The organism is Micromonospora sp. M61 (genome assembly GCF_018070245.1).
Lineage (GTDB): Bacteria > Actinomycetota > Actinomycetes > Mycobacteriales > Micromonosporaceae > Micromonospora > Micromonospora zamorensis.
In genome coordinates, this window is the sequence record NZ_JAGPYA010000069.1 from 1 (window position 1) to 20,456 (window position 20,456).

Sequence of the window (20,456 nt, forward strand, 5' to 3'; positions counted from 1 at the left end):
CGCCGGCACCGCCACGAACGTGTACGCCGTGTAGAGGTCACCGCCGACGAGGAACCAGGTGATCCAGCCGCCGAAGCTGCGACCGCCCAACCCCCACTCGTCCAGGTGCGCCATGTCCTTCGGTGCCCGCCAGCGCGCGGCCACGAAGCCCATCACGCTCACCAGCAGGAAGAGGAACGAGAAGACGATGATCTCGGTGAGATGGTCACGCCACATCAGCGGTCCCCCCGCTTCTTCGTCATCTGATAGACCAGCGTCGTGGTGCTGACGCCCAGCAGGATGAACGCCAGTTGCAGCCAGTAGAAGCGTGGGAAGCCGAAGACCCGGGGCGAGTCGCCATTGAAGAAGACCGGGATCAGCGGCACCACGATGGGAATGAAGAGCAACCAGTTCCAGGGACTGTGGTCCTTCGCCCTGGTTGGCGCCGTGGTCGGCGCCTCCGGTTCCGGTGCAGCCATCTGACACACCTCCGGGGAGTCGTGGCTCTCGATGTAACGGCCGGAGGCTACGACTCTGTGACGGCGGTCACCCGACCCGCCCGGAAGGTGCTGCGCCGAACGGCCGACCGGCTGCGCCGAACGGCGGCCCAGGTGATCTGACGGATGAGCGGGTCTGGCCGACGACGGCGTGGGGCCCGGGTGCCGACGGCACCCGGGCCCCACACATCTGCCGATCGTCGGCTCACCCGGTCGGGGTCACCGCTGTGCCGCCCAGAGCACGGCCCGGCCGAGCTGCGACTGCAAACCCTTCGGGTGCAGGCGGAACGTCGGGTCGGTGCCGAACAGCACCACGCCGTTTCCGGCAGCGGAGACGCCCCGCACGATGCTGGCCTGGTTGGCCGCCGCCACCTGCCCGTTGGCGCCGTCGGTGGCCCACCATCCGGAGAGCAGCGGGTCGGCAGCGTACGACTGGTCGACCTCGACGCCTGCGCCCAGGTCGGTGAACCAGACGGGCTGGCTGATGAACGCGTGCGGGATGGCGGAGGTGGTGACCGGTCCCCCGTTGTTGACGATGTTGGCCACCCCACTCGCCAGGCTCGGCGCCGCGGTGGCGGTCACGGTCAGCAGCCCTGCGGCGTTGCTGAGGGACGCCCCGGCGGTGCCCAGGCCGACCACGCCGCCGCCCCGGGCAAGGAACCGGTCCAGGGCCGCCCGGTTCTCGGCGGTCAGGGTCGCCAGGTTGACGTTGTTGGCGACCAGCAGCACGTCGACGTCATCGGTCAGCGTGCCGACCAACGTCGCGGCGGTCAGCTCCCGGCCCTCGAAACCGAGGTCGGCGAGGGTGTCCCGCTCCTCGACCGTACCGAGATAGCCGACCACGACCCGGTCCAGCAGGGTTCCCTGCCAACGGGCCGGCGCGCGTTCGAAGCTGACCGCGTGGGCGCGAACCTCGGCAGCGGCCAGCTTCCGGTTGGCCGGGGTGCCGGGGACGACCACCGACCCGTCCGCGAGCCGGTGGACCTCGACGCCCTTCGCTAGCAGCGAGTTCGCGGCCAGCAGGTCGGCCGCGTCGCGCAGGTCCAGGCGCAGGTCGGACCGACCGGCGGGCAGAGTGCCCTTGGCCCGCCCGTCGTAGGTCCGCTCCAGGCGTACCCGGGGCAGGTTGTCCCACACGGTGTCCACAGTGGCGCCCCAGGTGAGCCCCTGGCTCCAGGCCGCCGGGCCCGCGTACAGGTCGTTCACCCGGTCGGTGATGTCGGCACCCGGTTCGAGCAGCGAGTTGACCAGGCCGCGCTTGGGTTGGTGCAGGTCAACGACGTACGAGCCGGCCTGGTAGCGGTTGCCGCCAGCGGTGAAGTTCGTCTTCGCCCGCCACACCCGGCCACCGCTGTCGATCAGCAGGTCGACCAGGCGGGCCGCGGCCGGCTCGGAGCGCTGCCCGGCGCCGCTCGGGATGACGTACGCCCGGGGGAAGGTGGTGTTGTAGTTGTCTTCCGGACCCCAGCCCGGCACATAGCCGTCGGGGATGTCGCGCAGCGGCTCACCGGCCAGGCCCCGCCGGTAGACCTCGGCCTGGTCGTGCAGCACCTCGGCCCGGTGGTCCTGGATGTAGCGCAGCGAGGTGCGGATGGCCACCTCGTGCACGTCGGTGTTGATACCGGAGCGACGGACCCGTTCGGCGGGGGTGAGCGTGCTGCCGCGCGGGTTCAGCGGGGCTTCGATCGTGTACGGGATGCTGCTCTGCAACATGGCGAAGGACGGCACGTAGATCGGCGGGAAGTCGTCCCAGACGCCCGGTTCGTCGTCGCGGAAGGGGATCCTGGCCCGCTGGGTCTCGGCATACCCGAGACCGCGCAGGTCCTCCTCGATCGCCAACGCGTTGGGCAGGCCGTGCTTGATGTACAGGTCGTACTCGTTGTTGACGTTGTGCGGCGGGGTGCTGGGGTGCAGCAGGGTCGGGTTGACGTACCCGTGCAGGTCCAGCGTGATGATCGGCTTGGTGTCGATGATCAGGTCACGGATGAGGTTGGTCTCGGGCTGCGCGACGATGGTCAGGTCGCGGTTGAGGTCGTAGCCGGCCGAGTTGGCCCGGGTGCCGGCAACCCGACCGTCCGGGTTCGACGTGATGTTGAAGACCAGCCGGTTGCGCCGCAGCAGCTCGGCGACCTCCGGGCTGCGGTCGGTGGCGAACTCCTCGATGACCCGCAGCGCCGCGTCGGTGCCCTCCCACTCGTTGCCGTGGATGTTGGCGTTGACGAAGAGCGGGGTCTTGTAGCCGGCGAGCAGCCTGCGGTCCCGCTGCGCCCGGGAGGGTTCGTCCTCGATGAGCCGTTTCCAGGTCTCCTGCTGCCGCGCCTCGGCGCGACTCTCCGGCGCGGTCACGGTGACCGCGTACAGGTCGTAACCGCCAGCGGACTTCCCCGCGACCCGGGCGGAGACCCGGTCGCTGGCCCGCTGGAGCGCGTTCAGCTTCGGTGCGATCTCGTCGTACGGAATCACGCCGATCGGAATGGAAGCGTCGGCCGGGTTGTCCGGCCAGACCGGGAGGGTGCTCTGCCGGGGATAGCCCCGGACGTCGGAGAGGTCGACGGGGACCGACGGCACCGTGGGCAGCGCGCTGGCGGACACCGGCCCGGTCAGGGCCATCGTCGCGAGCAGCGCGGTGCTCACCGCGGTCGCGGTGAGGCGGGCGAGAGGTCTTGCGGACAGCATGACGGATCTCCTGTCGGAGGGTACGCGCAGGCGAACGCGCCGCCGGGCCGGAGACCAGCGGGGATGGGAAACGCCTGCAGCGTGCGAGGGAGGGAGGAACCCGGCGTCAGAGGGAGCGTCGACAGGCCGCGCTGGCGACGCGCAGGAGGTCGATGTGACCCCGCTTCGTCAGGTGAACGCTTCGCACGAACCGATCTTGAAGCGGGGTCCATCCACTGTCAACAGGTTCCCCACAGGTTCGGGCCCTCGACCCGGAACCCTCCCGACAGATGGGAACTAATCGATCTTCGCGAGGTGGGCGGTGTCGTTGACCGTACGGACGGCGACGCCGCCGTCGGGCCACATGTCGAGCACCGAGATGCCGGCCGCGTCCAGGAAGAGCCGGTGCAGGAACCCGTCGCCAGCGGCGAGCGCGTCGCGCAGCATCAGCTTGATCGGCGAGACGTGCGAGACGACCACCACGGTCTCCCCGGGGTACGCGGTGAGCAGCCCGGTGACGACGCGGTGCGCGCGTTCGGCGACGTGGGTGAACGACTCGCCGCCCGGCGGGGCGATCCGGGGTGAGGCGAGCCAGGCGTCCATCTCCCCCGGCCACCGCTCGCGGACCTCGGTGAAGGTGCGACCCTCCCACTGGCCGAAGTCGCACTCGATCAGGTCGTCCTCGGTGCGCACCGGCACGTCGCCGCCGAGCGCTTCGGCGATCGACGCCGCGGTGGCCGTACACCGGGACAGCGGTGAGCTGAGCACGGCCCCGACGGACGGGGCCAGCTCGGCCACCCGGGCGCCGGTGGCGCGGACCTGGGCGCGGCCCTTCTCGGAGAGCGGCACGTCGCCGCGGCCGGAGTAGCGCCGCTGCTCGGTGTACTCGGTCTCGCCGTGCCGGACCAGGATGAGCCGGGTGGCCGTGAAGCTCGGCCGGGGCTCCCAGGACGCCGGCGCTGTGGCCGGGTCACTGCCGGTCGCGGGCGTCGCCGGCGGCTGGCCCGTCTTCGGGGCCGACGGGGGCCGGCCGGCGGCGGCGTCCATGGCGGCGTTGGCGAGCGCGTCGGCGTGCCGGTTCTGCTCGCGGGGGATCCAGGCGAACCGGACCGCGGCGAAGCGGCCCACCAGCCCGGCCGCCTTGGCGGCGAGGGGCCGCAGGCCGGGGTGCTTGATCTGCCACCGGCCGCACATCTGCTCGACCACCAGCTTGGAGTCCATCCGGACGTCCACCTCGGCGGCGCCCAGCTCGGCGGCGGCGGTCAGCCCGGCGATCAGCCCCTGGTACTCGGCGACGTTGTTGGTCGCCGTGCCGAGCGACTCGGAGCGCTCGGCGAGCACCTCGCCGGTCTCCGCGTCACGCACCACCGCGCCGTAGCCGGCGGGGCCGGGATTGCCCCGGGACCCGCCGTCGGCCTCGACGCTGACCACCCGCGGTGCCACGACCTACAGACCCGACTCGTTGGTGCGGACCATGATCCGCCGGCAGTCCTCGCAGCGGACCACGTCGTCCGGGGCGGCCTTGCGGATGCGGGCCAGGTCGGCGCCGGAGATATCCAACCGGCACCCGCCGCAGCGGCCCGCGGTGAGCAGGGCGGCACCCAGCCCGGTGTCCGCGCGGATCTTGTCGTAGAGGTTGACCAGGTCGCTCGGGAGGTCAGCGGCGAGTGGCTGACGGGCCCCGCGCTTGAACTCCTCCTCCTTCGCGATCTCGGCCATCGCCTCGTCGCGGCGCTGCTCGGTGGCGGCCCGCTTGTCGCGGGTGTCGGCCAGCCGCTGCTCCACGCCGTCCAGTACGCCCTGCGCGGTCTCCCGCTGCTCCATCAGCTCCAGCTCGGCGTCCTCCAGGTCACCCTGGCGCCGGTTCAGCGAGACCAGCTCGTGCTGGAGGGCCTCCAGCTCCCGGGCCGGGCCGGTGCCGGCGGCCAGCCGGTTCTCGTCCTTCTGCTTACGGACCCGGACCTGCTCGACGTCCTTCTCCAGCCGGGCGATGTCCCGGTCGAGGTCGTCGACCGCCACCTGGGCGCGGACCCGCTCGTCCTCCAGCGACGACAACTCCCGGGCCAGCGACTCCAGCTCGGCCCGCTCGGGCAGCGTCCGCCGGCGGTGGGCGAGCTGGGCGAGGTTGGTGTCGATCGCCTGGAGGTCGAGCAGGCGGCGCTGCACCTGAGGGTCAGCCTTCACGGTCGGGCTCCTTGTCGTCCACAACGGGTGCGGCGGCGTGCACGGTCCACGGGTCGGTGTCCAGGTCGGACACCAGCGTCTCGACGCCCAGCGCCTCCCGGAGGAGGGCGGCCAGGTCGTCCAGCCACGGTCGTTCGGTCGCCCAGTGGGCGGCGTCGATCAGGGCGGGACCATCGGCGGCGAGGTGCTCGCCGGCCGGGTGGTGCCGCAGGTCGGCGGTGAGGAAGGCGTCCACCCCGGCGGCGGTCGCGGCGCCGAGGAAGCTGTCCCCCGACCCGCCGCTGACGGCGAGGGTACGAACCATACGCCCGGGATCCCCCGCGGCGCGAACTCCCCAGGACGTGACGGGAAGCACGGCGGCGGCGTGCCGGGTCAGCTCGGCGAGGGTCATCGGGTGGGGCAGCTCGCCGATCCGCCCGAAGCCCCGGTCGTCGCCGTGGGCGGGCGAGCCGGGCGCGGGCCGCAGCAGCGGTCGCAGCCCGGTCAGCCCGAACCGGGCAGCGAGGGCGTCCGAGACGCCCGGGGAGGCGACGTCGGCGTTGGTGTGCGCCGCGTAGAGCGCCACCCCGGCCCGGATCAGCTGGTGGATGATCCGCCCCTTGAAGGTCGTCGGGGCGACCGACGAGACCCCGCGCAGCAGCAGGGGGTGATGCGCGACGATCATGTCGGCGTCGGCGGCCAGCGCCTCGGCGACCGTCTCGGGCACCACGTCGACGACGCAGAGCACCCGGCGCACCGGGGCGGACGGCTCACCAAGCACCAGGCCCACCCGGTCCCACTCTTCGGCCCAGACCGGCGGATAGCGCCGTTCCAGCTCGGCCACGACCTCGGTCACCGTCGGCGCGGATCCGCTTGTGCTCACGGCGGCCCAGCTTACCGGCGCGGGGACCGCGGGGCGGCGACGCCCGGCCCGGCCGCGCCGAGTGGGAGCCCTGCCGGGAACGCTAGGCGGCGGTCACCGAGACGGCGCGCAGCGCGGCCAGCGGCTTCGCCCACGGGAAGGCGGGCAGGTGCTGCTCCCCCGTCCCCGGCGGGTGCAGGGCGATCACGTGATCACCGAAGAGCACCGTGACACCCCACTCGGCCAGCCGGGCCACCCCGGCCCGAAACGCCGGGTGGGAGGCCATCGCCGCATTGGTGTAGGGCACCGCCACGATGGGGACGCCCTTGCCCTGCGCCTCGATCAGCAGGCCGAGCGCGAGGGTGTCGGTGATCCCGGCCGCCCATTTGTTGACCGTGTTGACGGTGGCCGGGCAGACGATCATGGCGTCGGCGGGCGGCAGCACGTCCGGGTCACCGGGATTCTTGTAGTGCGTCCGCACCGGGTGGCCGGTCTGCCGAACCAGTGCCGACTGGTCGACGAACTTCGCGCCGTCCGGCGTGGTGACCACGCAGACGTCCCAACCATCCTGCTGGGCAAGGTCGACCAGACGGCCGACGTGCCGTGCCAACGGCGAACCGCAGGCGATGACGTAGAGCACCTCGCGGTGCCCGCTGGTGCACGGTGGGCCGGCCATCAAGCCGGCTCCGCGCTCATACCCCTACTCCCATGTGCTCAGCCAACTCCGCTACCGGAGAAGGCGGCGCACCACGTGTGCGACGCAGGATGTCCGACATCACCTCGTGCGCGATCGGACGGCAACGGATCTCGGACGGAGCGAGTCGATCACCGAGCAGCAGCATCTCGCCGGCGTTCGCCACGTCGCCGATCTGGGCGTACCCGCGGGCGATGTCGAGCAGGTGGTGGGCGCGACGTTCGGGCAGCAGCGCGTTGAAGGAGGGCTCGGCGATGCGCAGCTGGTGCACCTCCACGGCCCGACCGCCGTCGCCCAGCTCCACAGCGGCGGCGGCCCGGTGCAGCTCGACATTCGTCGGGCCGAACGACGTCCAGTAGTGGTTGTGGTCGCCGCCGAGCAGGATGGCGGCCTCCTGCGCGCAGTTGATCAGGTCGTCGACGCTGGCCGTGTCACCGATGCGGGAGGCCGCCATCGCACCCTGGAGCAGCAGCATCCCGTAGACGGACAGCCGGGCCGGGGAGACCTCGTTGCTGCCGCCCGGAGCCAGCCGGTTGGCGATCTGGACGTTCAACTCCAGCGCGGGACGAGCCCGGCCCATCGCGACCAGGGCGGCGCACACGCGGGTGGTGGCGATCCCGGCCAGCAGCGGGTCGTTGGCCCGCTGGGCCACCGCCATCGACCGGTCGGCGGCCAGCCAGGCCAGCTCACACTCGCCGAGCTTGCGCAGCACCGACGAGGCGATCTGGTAGACCTGCCCGAGCAGGTGGGCCGCCTCGGGGGCCCGCTCACCGCCGTACGCGGCGTCGGCCGCCTGTGCGTCGCGCAGCAGCTTGGGCAGCGCCCGGGTGAGCATCCCGTAGCGGCCGTACTGGTAGGTGAGCCACGCGTGGTTGACGGCCTTGCGCATGTCGTCCAGCGGCGGCGGGGAGGGCGCCGCGTCGAAGTACGCGCTCATCGAGTCGTAGCGTTCCAGCGCCGCCCGGATCTCCTGCACCTCGATCTGGTCGATGCAGTTCAGCGCGTCGGTGCGGCGCTCCGGGTCCTTGCCCATGAGCAGTTGGACGTCCACCTGGAGGATGTCGGCGATCTCGTACAGGACGGAGAACTTGTCCAGTCGACGGACGCCGCGTTCGACCTTGTCCACCCAGCTCTTGGACTTGCCGAGCCGGTCGGCGAAGACCTGCTGCGACATCTTGCGTCGCCCCCGCCAGTAGGCCACTCGCCGTCCTATGGGTAGCTCGTCCATCTGCCCATCCTCCCCTGCCGCCCAGGACCCATTGAGTCGAGGCGATGTCCGCGGGTGCGGCGACCGTCGTTCACTTTCAGGTTTTCGCTGGTCGCACACGATGTACGTCAGCCGTACAGCCAGTCCTCGTACTTTTCGTGCAAGTTGCACGAGCCGTTCGTCAACCTCAACGATCGTGGGTTACGGCAGTGACGGTGCTCGACATGCGACCTGGCGACCGCCGGGCCAGAAGAGGGGAGATGGCACACATGTGGGGAAATGTCGCACCGCGCGTGGCCGAACTGTCGCCGCTGGAACGGGTCCGGCTGCGCCGGGTCGCCATGCGGTACGCCGCACACGGCTGGGAGGTGACCCCGGGTGCCTGCCTGGCCCGCAGTCGCTTCGTCTGCGGCCGGGCCGGCTGTCCCACAGTGGGCTGCCACCCCGCCCTGGAGAACTGGGAGCTGGCTGCCAGCGCCGACCCGGCCCGGGTGGCGACCTGGTGGCGCAGCCGCCCGCACGGGGTGCTGCTGCCCACGGGCCGGGCCTTCGACGTGCTGGAGGTGCCCGCCCACCTCGGCCGGCACGTGCTCGACGCGGTGCAGATCCACCCCGCCGGCACCGGCGTACGCGGGCCGGTGCTGGTCACTCCCACCGGGCGGTGGATGTTCCTGGTCCGCCCCGGCGACCCGCTCCGACCGGAGCTGGAGCACTGCTTCCACGTGGTCCGGCACGGCCCGGGCTCGTGGATCCCCGCGCCGCCGACCCGGCTGCCCGAGGGCACTGTCCGCTGGGCGGTCGCCCCCGAGCAGGCCCGCTGGCAACTCCCGGACTCGTACCTCGTGCAGAACACGTTGATCGGGGCGCTGCGTGCCACCGGGGTGACGCTCACCCCCGACCTGCTCCCCGGTCACCTGCCCCTGCCCCGACGAGGCATGTGAAACAGGCCCGGTCGACGATTCCATCCGGTGCCCGACAGCGTCGCCGGAGCGCCGGTCCTCGTTGACAGGGGGACGGCGCGAACGCGCGCCACGAACGGGGGAACGATGTCCACGGACGACAGAGCCTCTCATCCCGGCGGCACCGAGCCGCCCCGGCGCAACCACCCACGACACCGCTGGGCCGGCACCCGACCGTCCGGCTCGCGCCCCGGCCGCCCACGCCCCACCGGGTCCCGCCCGGCTGGCACCCACCGCCCGGTCCGCTAGGGCCCACGTCTAGTCGGTCAGCGGGATGGCGGCGGAGTAGTACTGGCGGCCGTCGTCGGTGACGACGGCGTGGGTGTGGTCGTCGTCCAGACGGTCCAGCCAGCCCAGACCGGTGGTCCCCATGGCCAGGGCGGCGGTGGCGTACGCGTCGGCCACCCCCAGGTCGGTGCCGACCACGGTCACCGAGCGCAACCCGCTGGCCGGCGCGCCCCGGCGCGGGTCCAGCACGTGCCGGCCCCTCTCGTACACGCCGGACGTCGCCACGGCCAGGTCGGTCCCGGTGAGCACCAGGCAGGTCGACATCGCGTCCCACGGGTGCCGGATGCCGATCCGCCACGGCTCCCCCGACGGCGAGAGCCCGCGTACGCGCACGTCACCGCCGGCGTTCACGCAGTGGTTCGCGGCACCGGCGGCGAGCAGGCGATCCGAGGCGACCTGGGCCGCCCAACCCTTGACGAAGCCGGACGGGTCGAGCCGCCCGGTGGCGTACGCGTCGAAGAACCCGTCGGTGGCGCCCCACAGGTCGGCGCAGGCCTCCAGCACGAACCGCAGATCCGCGGACGCCTCGGAGAGCAGCACCTCACCCCGGTCGAAGCGGCACACCTCGCTGTCCGGCTTGTAGGTGCTGAACCGGGCGTCCACCTCACGCATCCAGGCGAAGACCTCGTCCGCAAGCTCGCGCAGTGCCGCCGGTGGCAGGTCGTCGGCGAGATCCAGGGTGATCGCCGTACCCATGATCTGTTCGACCCGGCACAGCCCGGGTCGGGTCAGCGCGGCCGGCACGTCAGAATGCCTGCTCGATAGCGGACCGCAGGGACTGCTTGTAGGCGTTGCTGGTCTCGGTGGCGCCGGAGACGGTGTTGAGGTTGGCGCTCTGCTTCTGCACCACCTCGCCGCCGGTGCCGTCGTAGCGGTTGCTGACGTCGCCGCTGTGGATGTCGGACTCACCCCCGGTGGGCAGCGACAGTGCGACGGCCTCGACGATCCGGTTACCGGAGACCACGATCTGCACCTGCACGTACCCGTAGTTCTCGCTGCCGTCCTTCGCGTCGAAGCCGGCGCCGGTGACCCGGCGGGTGGTCGACTGGGGCGCCTTGGTGGTGGTCCGCGGGGCGCTGGGGGCCTTCGTCGTCTTGGTGGCAGATGGGCGGGCGGTGGTCTTGCCGGGTTTGGGCGACGTCGACGGCCCCGCGCTGGCTGATGACGTCGGCGCTACGCCCGCCGGGTCGGCACCCGGTGCGTCCGGGGCGGCGCTGGGATCGGTGCCCGGCCCGGCGGGGTTGACCGGCTGGGCGGTCGGCAGGTTCTGGGCGACCGGGGTGGCGCTCGTCGAGCCCTTGAACACCACCAGCGCGGTGGTGCTGGCGGCCAGACCGGTGATCGCGAGGAACGCGCGACGCATGGGATGCCTCTCCTACAACTCGAACGTGGCCAGGTGGATCTGCCGTCGGGGCACGCCGGCTCGGCGCAGCGCGCGCACCGACTGTTCCACCAGCCCGGGTGGCCCGCACAGGTAGACGTCGCGCCGGGCCACGTCGGGCACCAGCTGACGCAACCCGTCCGGGCTCATCAACTGACGGGGGCCGGGGTCGTCACGGGAGCCGATGACGTACCAGACGGAGGTGTCCCGCTCCTGGGCCAGCCAGTCCAGCTCACGGCTGAGCAGCACGTCGGCCGGGGTACTCGCGCGGTAGATCAGGGCCGCACCCGGAGGCAGCTCCTCCAGCATCGCCCGGATGGGGGTGATGCCGCTGCCGCCGGCGATCAGCAGGGCCCGTTCGCGGACCCGGTGCGCGGCGGTGAAGGTGCCCGAGGGGCCTTCGGCCCAGACCCGGGTGCCCGGCTCCAGGTCGCGCAGGTCGGCGGTGTGGGTGCCGACCACCTTGACGGTGATCCGCAGCCAGCGGCCGTTGGTGGCGGCCGAGACGGAGAACGGGTGCGACTGCCACCAGCAGCCCCGGGTGAGGAACCGCCACCGGAAATGCTGGCCGCCGAGCATCGCCAGCCGGCCGAGCCGCTCCCCGGTGAGGTAGACGGAAATGGTGTCCGGGCTCTCGGCGACCACGTCGGCGACCCGCAGCTTGTAGCGCAGGTTGAACGCCAGCGGCGCGATCACGCGACCCCAGAGCAGGGCGGCGACCACCAGCAGGTAGAGCGCGATCCAGCCGGTGCGCACCGGGCCGGGCCGGTACAGCTGCGCGCCGTGGGTGAACTGGTGGCCGAAGCCGAGCAGCAGCACCAGATAGCTGGACAGGTGCAGCAGGTGCCACATCTCGTAGGGCAACGCCCGCCGGATCGCCCGGATGCTGCTGAACCCGACCAGCATCATGATGCCGGCGGCGACGAACGCCGAGACCATGTCCTCGTACTCGCCGAGCAACGTGCCGACCTCGGCGAAGACCGACTGCTTACGCAGGTCGGCGTAGCCGACGAGGATCAGCGACACGTGCGCCAGCACGGTGACCAGCAGGGTGGCACCGATGTCCCGGTGCCAGCGGGCCGTCTGCTCGCCGCCGATCCACCGTTCCAGCACCGGCAGTCGGCTCATCATCAGCACCTGCACCAGCAGCAGGTAGCCGGCGATCAGACCCGAGATTCGGCCCGCCGCCGTGACGGTCGCCGCAGTGGTCTTCAACGAGCCGGCGGACGTGCCCAGCCACCACGGCAGCACGCTGGCGACCAGGCCGACCAGGAGCAGCACGCCCAGCAGCCGCCGGCCGCCGGGTCCGCGCCGGTCCGGGATCTGCGGGGGTACGGGCGCAGCCGACCGGCCGCCGTGCCGGGACGAGGTCCCGGTACGACGGCCGGCGGCGTGGGTGTGCGGGTACGTCACGCGTACAGCTTCATCGGGGCGTACTTCTGGCGGGGGAAGACCTTCTCGACCTCCGCGTTCGTGAGCCCGAACCGGCCCTGAGCCACAGCGCCGTAGACGTTGAACATGTTGTTGTACTCCGGCACGTCACCGGAATCCAGCTTGTCGAGGCCGTTCCAGGTGCCGAGCAGCGAGCCGGCCAGCTTCTTGCCGGACAGCACTGTGACAACCCCGCCGTGCCCGTGGTCGGTGCCGCCGGTGTTGGAGCCGACCCGACGGCCGAACTCGCTGGACACCATGATCGTCACGTCGGCGGCCTGCGGGCCGAGGTCGGTGAAGAACGCGGCCATGGCACTGGCCAGGTCGTTCAACCGGCGGTGCAGTTGGCCGCCCGCACTGGTGCCCTGGTTCTCGTGGGTGTCGTAGCCACCCATGCCGACGGTGGCGACCCGGACGTTGGCGCCGCCCTTGATCAGCTGGGCGAGCTGCTTGAACGCGTTGCCGACGCCCTCGTACGTGACGCCCTCGACGGGCTGGTACGGCTTGGCGGCGAGCTTCTGGGCGGTGGCCAACGCGCCCATGCCCTCCTGCACGGCTTCCTCGACCGGGTGGTTGATCCCGGTGAACAGCCCCTTGATGGCCTTCTCGGTGGCGGCCCGGAACCGCTCGTCACCGTTGAGCCGCAACGATCCGATGCTGTTCAGCGAGATCGCGCCGTTGTTGCCGACCAGCGAGCGGGGCAGGGTGCTGCCGATGCCGACGCTGCGGAACGCGGTGCCCTTGCCCAGGTTGTCGACCAGACCGTCCAGCCAACCGCGACCGCCGGTCTCGTTGGGCAGCCCGCCCAGGTTGCAGGCGTCCGCGGCCTGGAAGTGGCTGCGCGACAGCCGCTCGTCCGAGACCGCCGGGATGAAGCCCAACTGGCCGGCGCCGAGCCACTTCTCCAACGGCTTGAACGCGCTGGTCAGCTTGAAGCCGCGGCCCAGGGCCAGCGAATCGTTGCCGAGCAGCAGGTCGGGGCGGGCCTTGGCGAGCACCGGGTCGTTGTCCGGTGCGATCAGGCTCAGCCCGTCCAGCCCGCCGTAGAGGAAGACGTGGATCAGGGTGCCCGTCTTGGTCGCCGCGAACGACGCCGATGTGGTGACGAACTGGGCGGTGGCCAGGGCGGTGGCGGTGGCCGCGGCACCGGCGACGAAGGTACGCCGGGTGACGCCACGACCGTCCTGCTGGGCCTCCTCCAGGTTCTCCAGGGTGCGGTAGCGGTCGAGCTCCGCGGCGTTCTCGGCGGCGACGATGTCCGCCTCCGCGCGCAGCAACGCCTCGGCCGGGTTGTCGGCCAGCCGGCGCACGTCGGGGCATTCGGGGTGCAGGGGGAAAGAGTTGTACACAGTCTTCTCCATCGGGTGCCTCACCGGAGGTGGTGCTGGGGGGAAGCGAGGATCGCCCGCGCGACGGCGGTGATGGCCCCGTTGAACGTGGCGTCGACCTTGGCGGTCGCCGGCACGCCGGCCACGCCGAGGATCAGATTCTTTTCCCGCGTGCTCAGCTTCTGACCCACCAGCCGCTGGGAGAGCGCGTCCACGTACGCCCCGGCGGTGGCCGGCGGCTTGGCGACCAGCTTCTCCGGCGCCGTGTACGTGAAGGTGGTGCGGTAGCCGGCGAGGACCTCGCCCGCCTCGTTCCAGCCGTTGACCATGGTGCCGGCCGACGTCCAGGCGACGTAGACGTCCGGGTAGCCGTCCGGGGTGGGATGACCCATTGGGTAGTGGCCCAGCTCGCGCAGCTTGTCGTGGATCTGCCGCAGGCCGCGGGCGTACGGGGTGCGCTTGCTGTCACCGTTGTTGTGCTTCGGCGACGCGTCCGGCGAGACACCCAGGGTGCGGTACGTGGCGACCAGGTACTCCATCGGCCGGCGCACCTTCTGGCCCACGCCGGCCCAGAACTCGGAGGAGCAGAACATCGCCATCAGCACGGGCTTGATCAGGCCGTTGTTGGTGATGTAGATCTTGGCCAGCCGGTCCACCAGGGACTTCGGCGGGGTGTCCGAGACGAAGCGGGTCGCCAGGCTCTGCGCGACGTACTTCGCGGTCGACGGGTGCAGCGCGATGTACGTGATGTACGCGTCGATCGCCGCGTCGGCCTTCTTCGGGTCCGTCGAGTTGTTCGCGTGGGTGAAGCCGAGGATCTTCACCTTGCCGACGTAGTGCTGCTCGGGCTTGAAGACGTACTTGCCGTCCTTGTCGATGCCGCGGCCGGTCTGGAGCATGGCCGCCTGGCGCACGTCCGGCTCCTTGTAGCCGCCGTCGACGCCCACCGAGTAGAGCTCGAGGTTCTCCCGGGCGAGGTTCTCGTTGATCGCGTCCTTGCGGGAGTCCTTCTGGTTCAGGTAGATCAGCAGCGCGGGGTGCTTGTTCGCGGCGACCAGCATCTCCGGGTAGCTGCCCAGCGCGTGCTTGCGCACCACGTCCTGGTCGAACGAGTTGCGGTACACCTCGCCACCGTCGAAGTCGGCGGCGACGTGCAGGAAGTCGTTCCAGAAGTCGACCATCACCTCGAACAGTTGGCGCTTCGACCAGATCTGCCGGGCGATGGTGGCGTCGATCATCTCCCGTTCCGGCTGGGCGCCCTGCTCGTTGAGCTGGTCCCGCTGGGTGCGCAACTGCTGCACGTTGAGCTTCTGGGTCGGCAGCTCGGCGAGCTTCAGCTCGGCCTTGCTCGGCGCGATCTTCTCCGGGTCCATCTGGGCGCGGATCCAGGCGTCGATGCCCTGGTTCTTGATGTCGGCGATCACCGCGGGCGTCGGCCCGAAGGTGGTCCGCCGGGCCAGGTGCAGGATCGGATCCTTGGCCAGCACCGTCTTCACTGTCACCTGGGTCGCCGCGGCGGCGGCGGCCGGCCCGGAGAAGCTCCGTCCACCGGCCGGCGCGTTCTTCTTCAGCGCCTCGCCGGCCCGGGAGCCCATGTAGCTTTCGTTCTGCTCGGTGTAGGTACGCACCGTGCTGGGCTGCTGGCCACTGGGCCGCGCCGCGGTGCCGTCGGTCACCGTGCTGCCGGTGGCGTCACCGGCCGCCGCCTCGTCACCGAAGAGGCCGCGGATCTGCGGGGTCATGGCGAGCGCCGCACCACCGGCGACGACGGCGGCGGTGCCGCCGAGAGCCACCATGGCCTTGCGCCGGCCGACCTTGCGGCCCGGCTCGTCGTCATCGTCCAGGGTGGGCAGTCCGCTGCCGGCGGGCCGCGCCGGGGCCGGGCGTCCGAGCCCTTCCGGGCCGACCCACTGCGGCCCGCGCGGGGCGGGGGCGGGGTGCCCGGCGGGCGGGTAAGCCTCGCCGTACTGCTCGCGCGGGTCGGCCTGCGCCGGGTAGCCGCCCTGGTAGGGGTGGGGCGAGTCGTACCCGTAGGGCGCGGGCGTGTTGGGGTCGCCGTAACCGTCCGCGTTGTGGTGCTGGCGTCCGTCCCAACCGCGGTCGTCCCGCGGTCGACGTGGTGGCACATTCTGGTCGGCCATGTACCAATCCCGATTTCTGATGAGCGCCGGAAGCTGCGACCGGACAGGTGCGGCAGGTGCGGCGACTGTTGCCTGAGGGGGTTGCTACGGCAAGGTAACCAAGGCCCCATGTGCCTTCAAGGTGGGCCGATCACCCTCGTGAGGGCACTTAAGACAGCGCTCAGTACGACGTCGGCGACCAATGTCTGACCGGGCACCGGCGCGGACCTCCCCAGCAGGGCGTACGCGCGGCAGCCGGGCACGGAACGGACCACACGGCAGTACGCGACACTTTCCGCGCCGTTCACCACCACAGACAAACTTAAGGTTCAGATAAGCCGGACATGAGGTGCCCTCACGTGGAGGAAAAGTAGCAGCGGCGGTCGAGCGTGAGCCGCCACCGCAGCGGGTATGCCGCCGAACCGCTGAACGCGTGAGGGGAAGGCAGCGCCATGCTCAGCAAAGAGGATCAGCGCAGGTTCGACCAGATCACCCGTCAGCTCCGGGAGAGTGACCCGGCCTTCTTCGCCCGGCTGGACCACCGGGTCCGGGCCCGCAGGGGCCGCTATCTGATGTTGTTGACCATCGTGCTGTGGGCGTCGCTGCCGGCGATCGCCGTGTTCGCCGGTCGGATGACCGGTGCGATCTGCGCGGTGGTGCTCGTGGTCAACGCCGCGATCATGTGGCGGTTCCGCCGCCGCTGGACGTGACGGCTCACCGCTCGCCCGGGCCGAACGCCCGGTACGCGCGGCGCAGCCGTTCGAGCAGTCCCGGCCCGCCGATGGCCGGGGCTGGCGCCCCGAGCTGGCGTAGCAGCAGGTCGGGACCGGTCGCCAGTCGCGGCGGACGATCGGGCAACGGCACCGGCGGCAGCCAGAACCGGTCTGCCGCCTCCGGTAGCGGCGTCGTCGACAGCCCGGCGAGCGCGCGGGCCGCGCCGACCGGGGCCGCGACGTCCACTGTCGACTTGTCAGTGTCCGGTTCGGACACCGCGAGGACCGGCTGGGGCTGTGGGGCGGCGCCGGTGGCCTGCACCCGACGGGCGCGCAGCTCGGCGAGCAGCTCGGCGCGGGACCGTCCGCGCCAGTGCAGCAGCTCGAACGGGTCCGCGTCGAAGGCCTCGGCCAGCAGGTAGAACGTCGCTGCGAGGTGCTTGCACGGCACCGCGAAGTCGGGGCAGTTGCACCGCTGGGTCAGCTCGTCCACGGCGGCCGGGAAGAGCGGCGCGCCAGCGGCGACGAACAGCTCCTCCAGCTCGTCGGGGAGGTCCCCGGCGAGCAGCCGGGCGCTGAAGAACGCCTGCCCGGCCAACTCCTCCTCGATTCGGGACCAGAGCGCCGCCGGGAACGGCCGCAGCGCGATGGACACCTGGTACGGCTGCGGCCGGGAGCCCTGCACCACCGCGCTGACCAGCCCGGGTGTGATGTCGAGCGAGAGCACCTGACCGGCCCGCGCGTACGACCGGCCGCGGGTCAACCGGGTGCCGAGCGCGAACGACTCCAGCACCTCCAGGAAACGTCGGGACCACCAGGACCGGCCGATCGCGCCCCGGGCGCTGCGCGCCCGCAGACCCCCGTCGACCTTGCGAGGGCGGCCGTAGTCGGCGAACCTGTCGGTGCTCACGCCAGAGCTTCCCTCGCTCACTACTCCACCACCGCCCCGGCCTCCAGGGCGAACAGCTCGCGCAACTGACCGGTGGACAGCTCGGTGATCCACTGCTCGCCGGTGCCCACCACCCGCTGAGCGAGGGCACGCTTGTCGGCGATCATCGCGGCGACCTTCTCCTCCACGGTGCCGGCGCAGACGAACTTGCGGACCTGCACCCGTCGGCGCTGCCCGATCCGGAACGCCCGGTCGGTGGCCTGGTCCTCCACCGCCGGGTTCCACCACCGGTCCACGTGCACCACGTGGTTGGCGGCGGTCAGGGTGAGCCCGGTGCCGCCGGCCTTGAGGGAGAGGACGAACAGCGGTGGACCGTCCGCCGACTGGAAGCGCTGCACCATGGCGTCCCGCTCCGCCTTACCGAGGCCGCCGTGCAGGAACAGCACCTCCCGGCCGAAGCGCGCCGACAGGTGACCGCGCAGCATCGCCCCGAACTCGGCGTACTGCGTGAACAGCAACGCCCGCTCCCCCGCCGCCAGCACCTCCTCCACGATCTCGGTCAGCCGGGAAAGCTTGCCGGAGCGGCCCTCCAGCGCCGAACCGTCGCGGAGCAACTGCGCCGGGTGGTTGCAGACCTGCTTGAGCCGGGTCATGGTGGCCAGCACCAGGCCACGTCGCTCGATGCCGTCGCTGGTCTCGATCCGGGTGAGCATGTCGTCGACCACCACCCGGTACAGAGCGGCCTGCTCGGCGGTGAGGTTGCAGAGAACCTCCATCTCCAGCTTCTCCGGCAGGTCCGAGATGATCGAGGAGTCGGTCTTGAGTCGGCGCAACACGAACGGGCCGGTGATCCGGCGCAGCCGCTCGGCGGCCTCGGCGTCGCCGTGCCGCTCGATCGGCTCGGCGAAGCGCTTGCGGAACGTCGCCGCCGGCCCGAGCAGACCCGGGTTGGCGAACTGCATGATCGACCACAAGTCGGCGAGCCGGTTCTCCACCGGCGTACCGGTCACCGCCACCCGCTGCCGGGCGGGGAGCGCGCGGACCGCCTCGGCCTGCCTGGTCGACGCGTTCTTGATGGCCTGCGCCTCGTCCACCACCACCCGGTGCCAGTCGATGCCGGCCAGATCGACGGCGTCGCGGGCCGCCACCGAGTAGGTGGTGAGAACCAGGTCCGCGCCGTGCGCTGCCGCGGTGAACTCCGCCCCCCGCGCCCGCTCCGCCCCATGGTGTACGTGCACACGCAGCGTCGGCGTGAACCGTGCCGCCTCCCGCTGCCAGTTGCCGACCAGCGACATCGGACAGACCAGCAGGGTCGGGCCGGCCTCCGGCGGGTCCCCGGCGAGCAGCGCGAGCAGTTGGACGGTCTTGCCCAGCCCCATGTCGTCGGCGAGCACACCACCCAGCCCGAGCGAGCGGAGGAAAGCCAGCCACGCCAACCCACGCTGCTGGTACGGCCGCAGCGTTCCCACGAAGCTCGGCGGCGGATCCAACGGGGTGAGCCGGCGCTCGACCGCACCGGCGAGCAGGTCGCCGAGCGCCCCGTCGGCGCTCACCTCCAGCACCGGTAGCGCCCCGGTGGCCTCGCCGTCGGCCAGCCCCAGGCGGAGCAGGTCGGCGACGGTCAACTCACCCGCGGAACGGAGCAGGCGCAGACCGGCGGCGAGCCGCCCCGGGTCCAGCTCCACCCACCGGCCGCGCAGCCGCACCAGCGGGGTCTTCAACTCGGCCAGCGTCGCCAACTCGTCGGCGGACAGCGGATGGTCACCGAGGGCGACCTCCCAGCGGTAGTCGACCAGGGCGTCCAGACCGACGCCGGCTTCGGTGCCACCAACCGTGCCGGGCGCGGTGCGACTGCGGGCACGCAACCGGGCGCCGAGCCGCGCCGACGGGCGCTGCCACCAGGACGGCAGCAGCACCCCGAAACCGGCCGCGTGCAGCACCGGAGCGCCCTCGCTGAGGAACCGGTGCGCCCCCTCGACGTCGAGGTCCATCGCCTCCGGGGCGGCGGTCCGCAGCGCGGCGTCCAGATCCGGCCAGAGCCGGCTGGCCCGGCCCAGCTCGGCGAGCAGCGTCTCCTGCGGGCTGGTCGTCCGACCGGCCAGGCCGCCGAGCGTCTGCGGCGCCTGCCAGACCTGCCCGGCGTCGACGTGCAGGCCGGGTTCGTCGGCGGCCTGCAACCCGAACTCCAACCGCCAGCGCCCACCGCCGGTCGGCTCGACCGACGCCGGGACGACGTCGGTCGGCGCCGGGCGGGTGGCCAGGATCGGTTCGGTGACCTCGTCGGGGGCCGGTTCCACCAGCCGGAAACTGGCTCGCACCGGGCCGCCCGCGGCGTCGCGCTGCCAGTTGTCCAGCTCGTCGCGCAGGGTGGCCAACGCGGTCGGGTCGACGGTGAAGTCGCGCCGGGGGCCGGCGAGCGCGGCCAACCACGCCGGTGCCGGGCCACCCGGCCGCAGCCCACGCGCCAGGGTGGTGGTCGCCAGAGCGGCCCGCGCGGCGGCGTCGGTCAGCGCGTCCAGCGCATCCGCGACCACGTCGGCAGCGGTCAGCTCACCATCGCCCGGGCCGGTGGTCCCGGTGGCGGTGACGGCTCGGGCGGCTGGGGGCAGGGCCAGCGCCAGCGAACGGGCCCATGCGGCGTCGGTGCCGGTCAGCAGGGGACGCCAGACCGCCAGCGCCGGCACCTGCGCCCCGGCTTCCAACGGCGTTTCGGCGGCCGACCGCGTTTCGGCGGCTGACGGTGTGCGGACGCCGGGGAGGACACGGCCACGGGTCACCAGGTCGGCGGCGAAGTCGGCCAGCTCGGCGAGGTGACGCAGGGTGGCCCCGGGCACCGCCGGGAGTTCGTCCAGGGCGCGCAGGAGCGGCAGCGCGTCGTCCGGGGCGTACACCAGCACGGGGACCCGCCACCCGGCCAGGGTGAGCCGGCCGCGGGTCGGGGGTGCGACGGCGGTCCGGATCAGCTCGGGTGAGTCGGTCGGCGCGCCGGCCCGGGTGGGCAGGGTGAGCAGCGCGGTGTCCGGGCGGGCGGGCTCGGCGGCGTCGGCGAGGACGGCGACCAGGTCGGTGTGCCCGGCGGCGAAGGGGTGCGGGCGTTCCCGGGGTGACCGACCGGAACGGGTCGGTGCGGAAGGCGCGGCGCTGTCCTCGGCCCAGACGGCGAGACCGCCGGTTGGGCTGTCGCCGGGCAGCCACAGCCCGTGGATGACCAGCACCTGCTCCCCCTCGTCGCCGCCCGCGCCCAGGATAGGCGGCCCCCTGCGGGTCCGGCGCATCCCACCCAGGGCTCA

General features: G+C 72.1%; 17 protein-coding genes and 1 pseudogene. 2 read left to right on the plus strand and 16 right to left on the minus strand.

What is annotated here, in order from left to right:
• The 9 genes and pseudogenes from KBX34_RS28445 to KBX34_RS28480 form a co-directional block, all read right to left on the minus strand.
• Positions 1 to 216, minus strand: a pseudogene (locus KBX34_RS28445) (sodium:solute symporter); the annotation flags it as partial.
• Positions 216 to 458: a DUF3311 domain-containing protein gene (locus tag KBX34_RS28450; RefSeq protein ID WP_088949530.1), complete on the minus strand. Its 243-nt coding sequence runs from the start codon at positions 456 to 458 to the stop codon at positions 216 to 218. The pseudogene KBX34_RS28445 and the gene KBX34_RS28450, both read right to left, overlap by 1 nt.
• Positions 459 to 695: 237 nt before the next feature.
• Entirely contained in the window at positions 696 to 3,152 is a 2,457-nt protein-coding gene (locus KBX34_RS28455) for a M14 family zinc carboxypeptidase (protein ID WP_210928022.1), read from the minus strand.
• A 106-nt stretch (positions 3,153 to 3,258) separates the two neighbouring features.
• Entirely contained in the window at positions 3,259 to 3,495 is a 237-nt protein-coding gene (locus KBX34_RS34480; RefSeq protein WP_374223728.1) for a putative leader peptide, read from the minus strand.
• The gene (locus tag KBX34_RS28460) at positions 3,429 to 4,574 is read right to left on the minus strand and encodes a bifunctional RNase H/acid phosphatase (RefSeq protein WP_141910643.1); all 1,146 of its coding nucleotides are present in this window, start codon (positions 4,572 to 4,574) and stop codon (positions 3,429 to 3,431) included. Before KBX34_RS28460 ends, KBX34_RS34480 begins: the two co-directional genes overlap by 67 nt.
• 3 nt (positions 4,575 to 4,577) lie before the next feature.
• A complete protein-coding gene (locus KBX34_RS28465; RefSeq protein WP_088949533.1) occupies positions 4,578 to 5,315 on the minus strand; it encodes a zinc ribbon domain-containing protein in 738 nt (245 codons plus the stop codon).
• Entirely contained in the window at positions 5,305 to 6,177 is an 873-nt protein-coding gene (locus KBX34_RS28470; protein WP_210928032.1) for a Nif3-like dinuclear metal center hexameric protein, read from the minus strand. The genes KBX34_RS28465 and KBX34_RS28470 overlap by 11 nt, the downstream gene beginning before the upstream one ends.
• Before the next feature lie 82 nt (positions 6,178 to 6,259).
• Entirely contained in the window at positions 6,260 to 6,832 is a 573-nt protein-coding gene (locus KBX34_RS28475) for a flavoprotein (RefSeq protein WP_099856273.1), read from the minus strand.
• Positions 6,833 to 6,848: 16 nt separating this feature from the next.
• Complete coding sequence (locus KBX34_RS28480; RefSeq protein WP_088949536.1) at positions 6,849 to 8,078, minus strand: helix-turn-helix domain-containing protein; 1,230 nt, start codon at positions 8,076 to 8,078, stop codon at positions 6,849 to 6,851.
• 248 nt (positions 8,079 to 8,326) lie between these two features.
• Here KBX34_RS28480 and KBX34_RS28485 point away from each other — a divergent pair, with 248 nt between their 5' ends.
• Positions 8,327 to 8,998, plus strand: coding sequence for a bifunctional DNA primase/polymerase (locus tag KBX34_RS28485; RefSeq protein ID WP_088949537.1), 672 nt, complete (start codon positions 8,327 to 8,329; stop codon positions 8,996 to 8,998).
• Positions 8,999 to 9,274: 276 nt separating this feature from the next.
• Here the strand turns inward: KBX34_RS28485 and KBX34_RS28490 are convergent, their stop codons facing one another.
• From KBX34_RS28490 to KBX34_RS28510, 5 genes are read right to left on the minus strand one after another with little or no spacing between them, the layout of a single operon-like run.
• Positions 9,275 to 10,000 (minus strand): FAD:protein FMN transferase, encoded by a 726-nt coding sequence (locus KBX34_RS28490; RefSeq protein WP_210794789.1) that lies wholly within the window; start codon positions 9,998 to 10,000, stop codon positions 9,275 to 9,277.
• A 49-nt stretch (positions 10,001 to 10,049) separates the two neighbouring features.
• Complete coding sequence (locus tag KBX34_RS28495) at positions 10,050 to 10,667, minus strand: FMN-binding protein (protein WP_141910647.1); 618 nt, start codon at positions 10,665 to 10,667, stop codon at positions 10,050 to 10,052.
• 12 nt (positions 10,668 to 10,679) lie between these two features.
• Complete coding sequence (locus tag KBX34_RS28500) at positions 10,680 to 12,098, minus strand: ferric reductase-like transmembrane domain-containing protein (RefSeq protein WP_210794717.1); 1,419 nt, start codon at positions 12,096 to 12,098, stop codon at positions 10,680 to 10,682.
• Positions 12,095 to 13,477: a DUF1501 domain-containing protein gene (locus KBX34_RS28505; protein ID WP_088949540.1), complete on the minus strand. Its 1,383-nt coding sequence runs from the start codon at positions 13,475 to 13,477 to the stop codon at positions 12,095 to 12,097. The genes KBX34_RS28500 and KBX34_RS28505 overlap by 4 nt, the downstream gene beginning before the upstream one ends.
• 8 nt (positions 13,478 to 13,485) lie before the next feature.
• Positions 13,486 to 15,585: a DUF1800 domain-containing protein gene (locus KBX34_RS28510; protein WP_210928034.1), complete on the minus strand. Its 2,100-nt coding sequence runs from the start codon at positions 15,583 to 15,585 to the stop codon at positions 13,486 to 13,488.
• A gap of 431 nt (positions 15,586 to 16,016) precedes the next feature.
• On the opposite strand from KBX34_RS28510, the gene KBX34_RS28515 reads away from it, so the two are divergent.
• A complete protein-coding gene (locus KBX34_RS28515; protein WP_088949542.1) occupies positions 16,017 to 16,274 on the plus strand; it encodes a DUF3040 domain-containing protein in 258 nt (85 codons plus the stop codon).
• Between the two features lie 4 nt (positions 16,275 to 16,278).
• Here KBX34_RS28515 and KBX34_RS28520 read toward each other — a convergent pair whose 3' ends face one another.
• Positions 16,279 to 17,187, minus strand: coding sequence for an SWIM zinc finger family protein (locus KBX34_RS28520; protein WP_172862081.1), 909 nt, complete (start codon positions 17,185 to 17,187; stop codon positions 16,279 to 16,281).
• A gap of 20 nt (positions 17,188 to 17,207) precedes the next feature.
• Positions 17,208 to 20,381, minus strand: a complete 3,174-nt coding sequence (locus KBX34_RS28525) for a DEAD/DEAH box helicase (protein ID WP_210928036.1) — start codon at positions 20,379 to 20,381, stop codon at positions 17,208 to 17,210.
• Between the last annotated feature and the right edge of the window lie 75 nt (positions 20,382 to 20,456).

Bases quoted from the DNA above. Each gene is read 5' to 3' on its own strand.
- KBX34_RS28475 (WP_099856273.1), bottom strand. From the start codon at position 6,832: ATGGCCGGCCCACCGTGCACCAGCGGGCACCGCGAGGTGCTCTACGTC.
- KBX34_RS28505 (WP_088949540.1), bottom strand. From the start codon at position 13,477: ATGGAGAAGACTGTGTACAACTCTTTCCCCCTGCACCCCGAATGCCCC.
- KBX34_RS28480 (WP_088949536.1), bottom strand. From the start codon at position 8,078: ATGGACGAGCTACCCATAGGACGGCGAGTGGCCTACTGGCGGGGGCGA.
- KBX34_RS28495 (WP_141910647.1), bottom strand. From the start codon at position 10,667: ATGCGTCGCGCGTTCCTCGCGATCACCGGTCTGGCCGCCAGCACCACC.
- KBX34_RS28490 (WP_210794789.1), bottom strand. From the start codon at position 10,000: ATGGGTACGGCGATCACCCTGGATCTCGCCGACGACCTGCCACCGGCG.
- KBX34_RS28510 (WP_210928034.1), bottom strand. From the start codon at position 15,585: ATGGCCGACCAGAATGTGCCACCACGTCGACCGCGGGACGACCGCGGT.
- KBX34_RS28515 (WP_088949542.1), top strand. From the start codon at position 16,017: ATGCTCAGCAAAGAGGATCAGCGCAGGTTCGACCAGATCACCCGTCAG.
- KBX34_RS28450 (WP_088949530.1), bottom strand. From the start codon at position 458: ATGGCTGCACCGGAACCGGAGGCGCCGACCACGGCGCCAACCAGGGCG.
- KBX34_RS28485 (WP_088949537.1), top strand. From the start codon at position 8,327: ATGTGGGGAAATGTCGCACCGCGCGTGGCCGAACTGTCGCCGCTGGAA.
- KBX34_RS28455 (WP_210928022.1), bottom strand. From the start codon at position 3,152: ATGCTGTCCGCAAGACCTCTCGCCCGCCTCACCGCGACCGCGGTGAGC.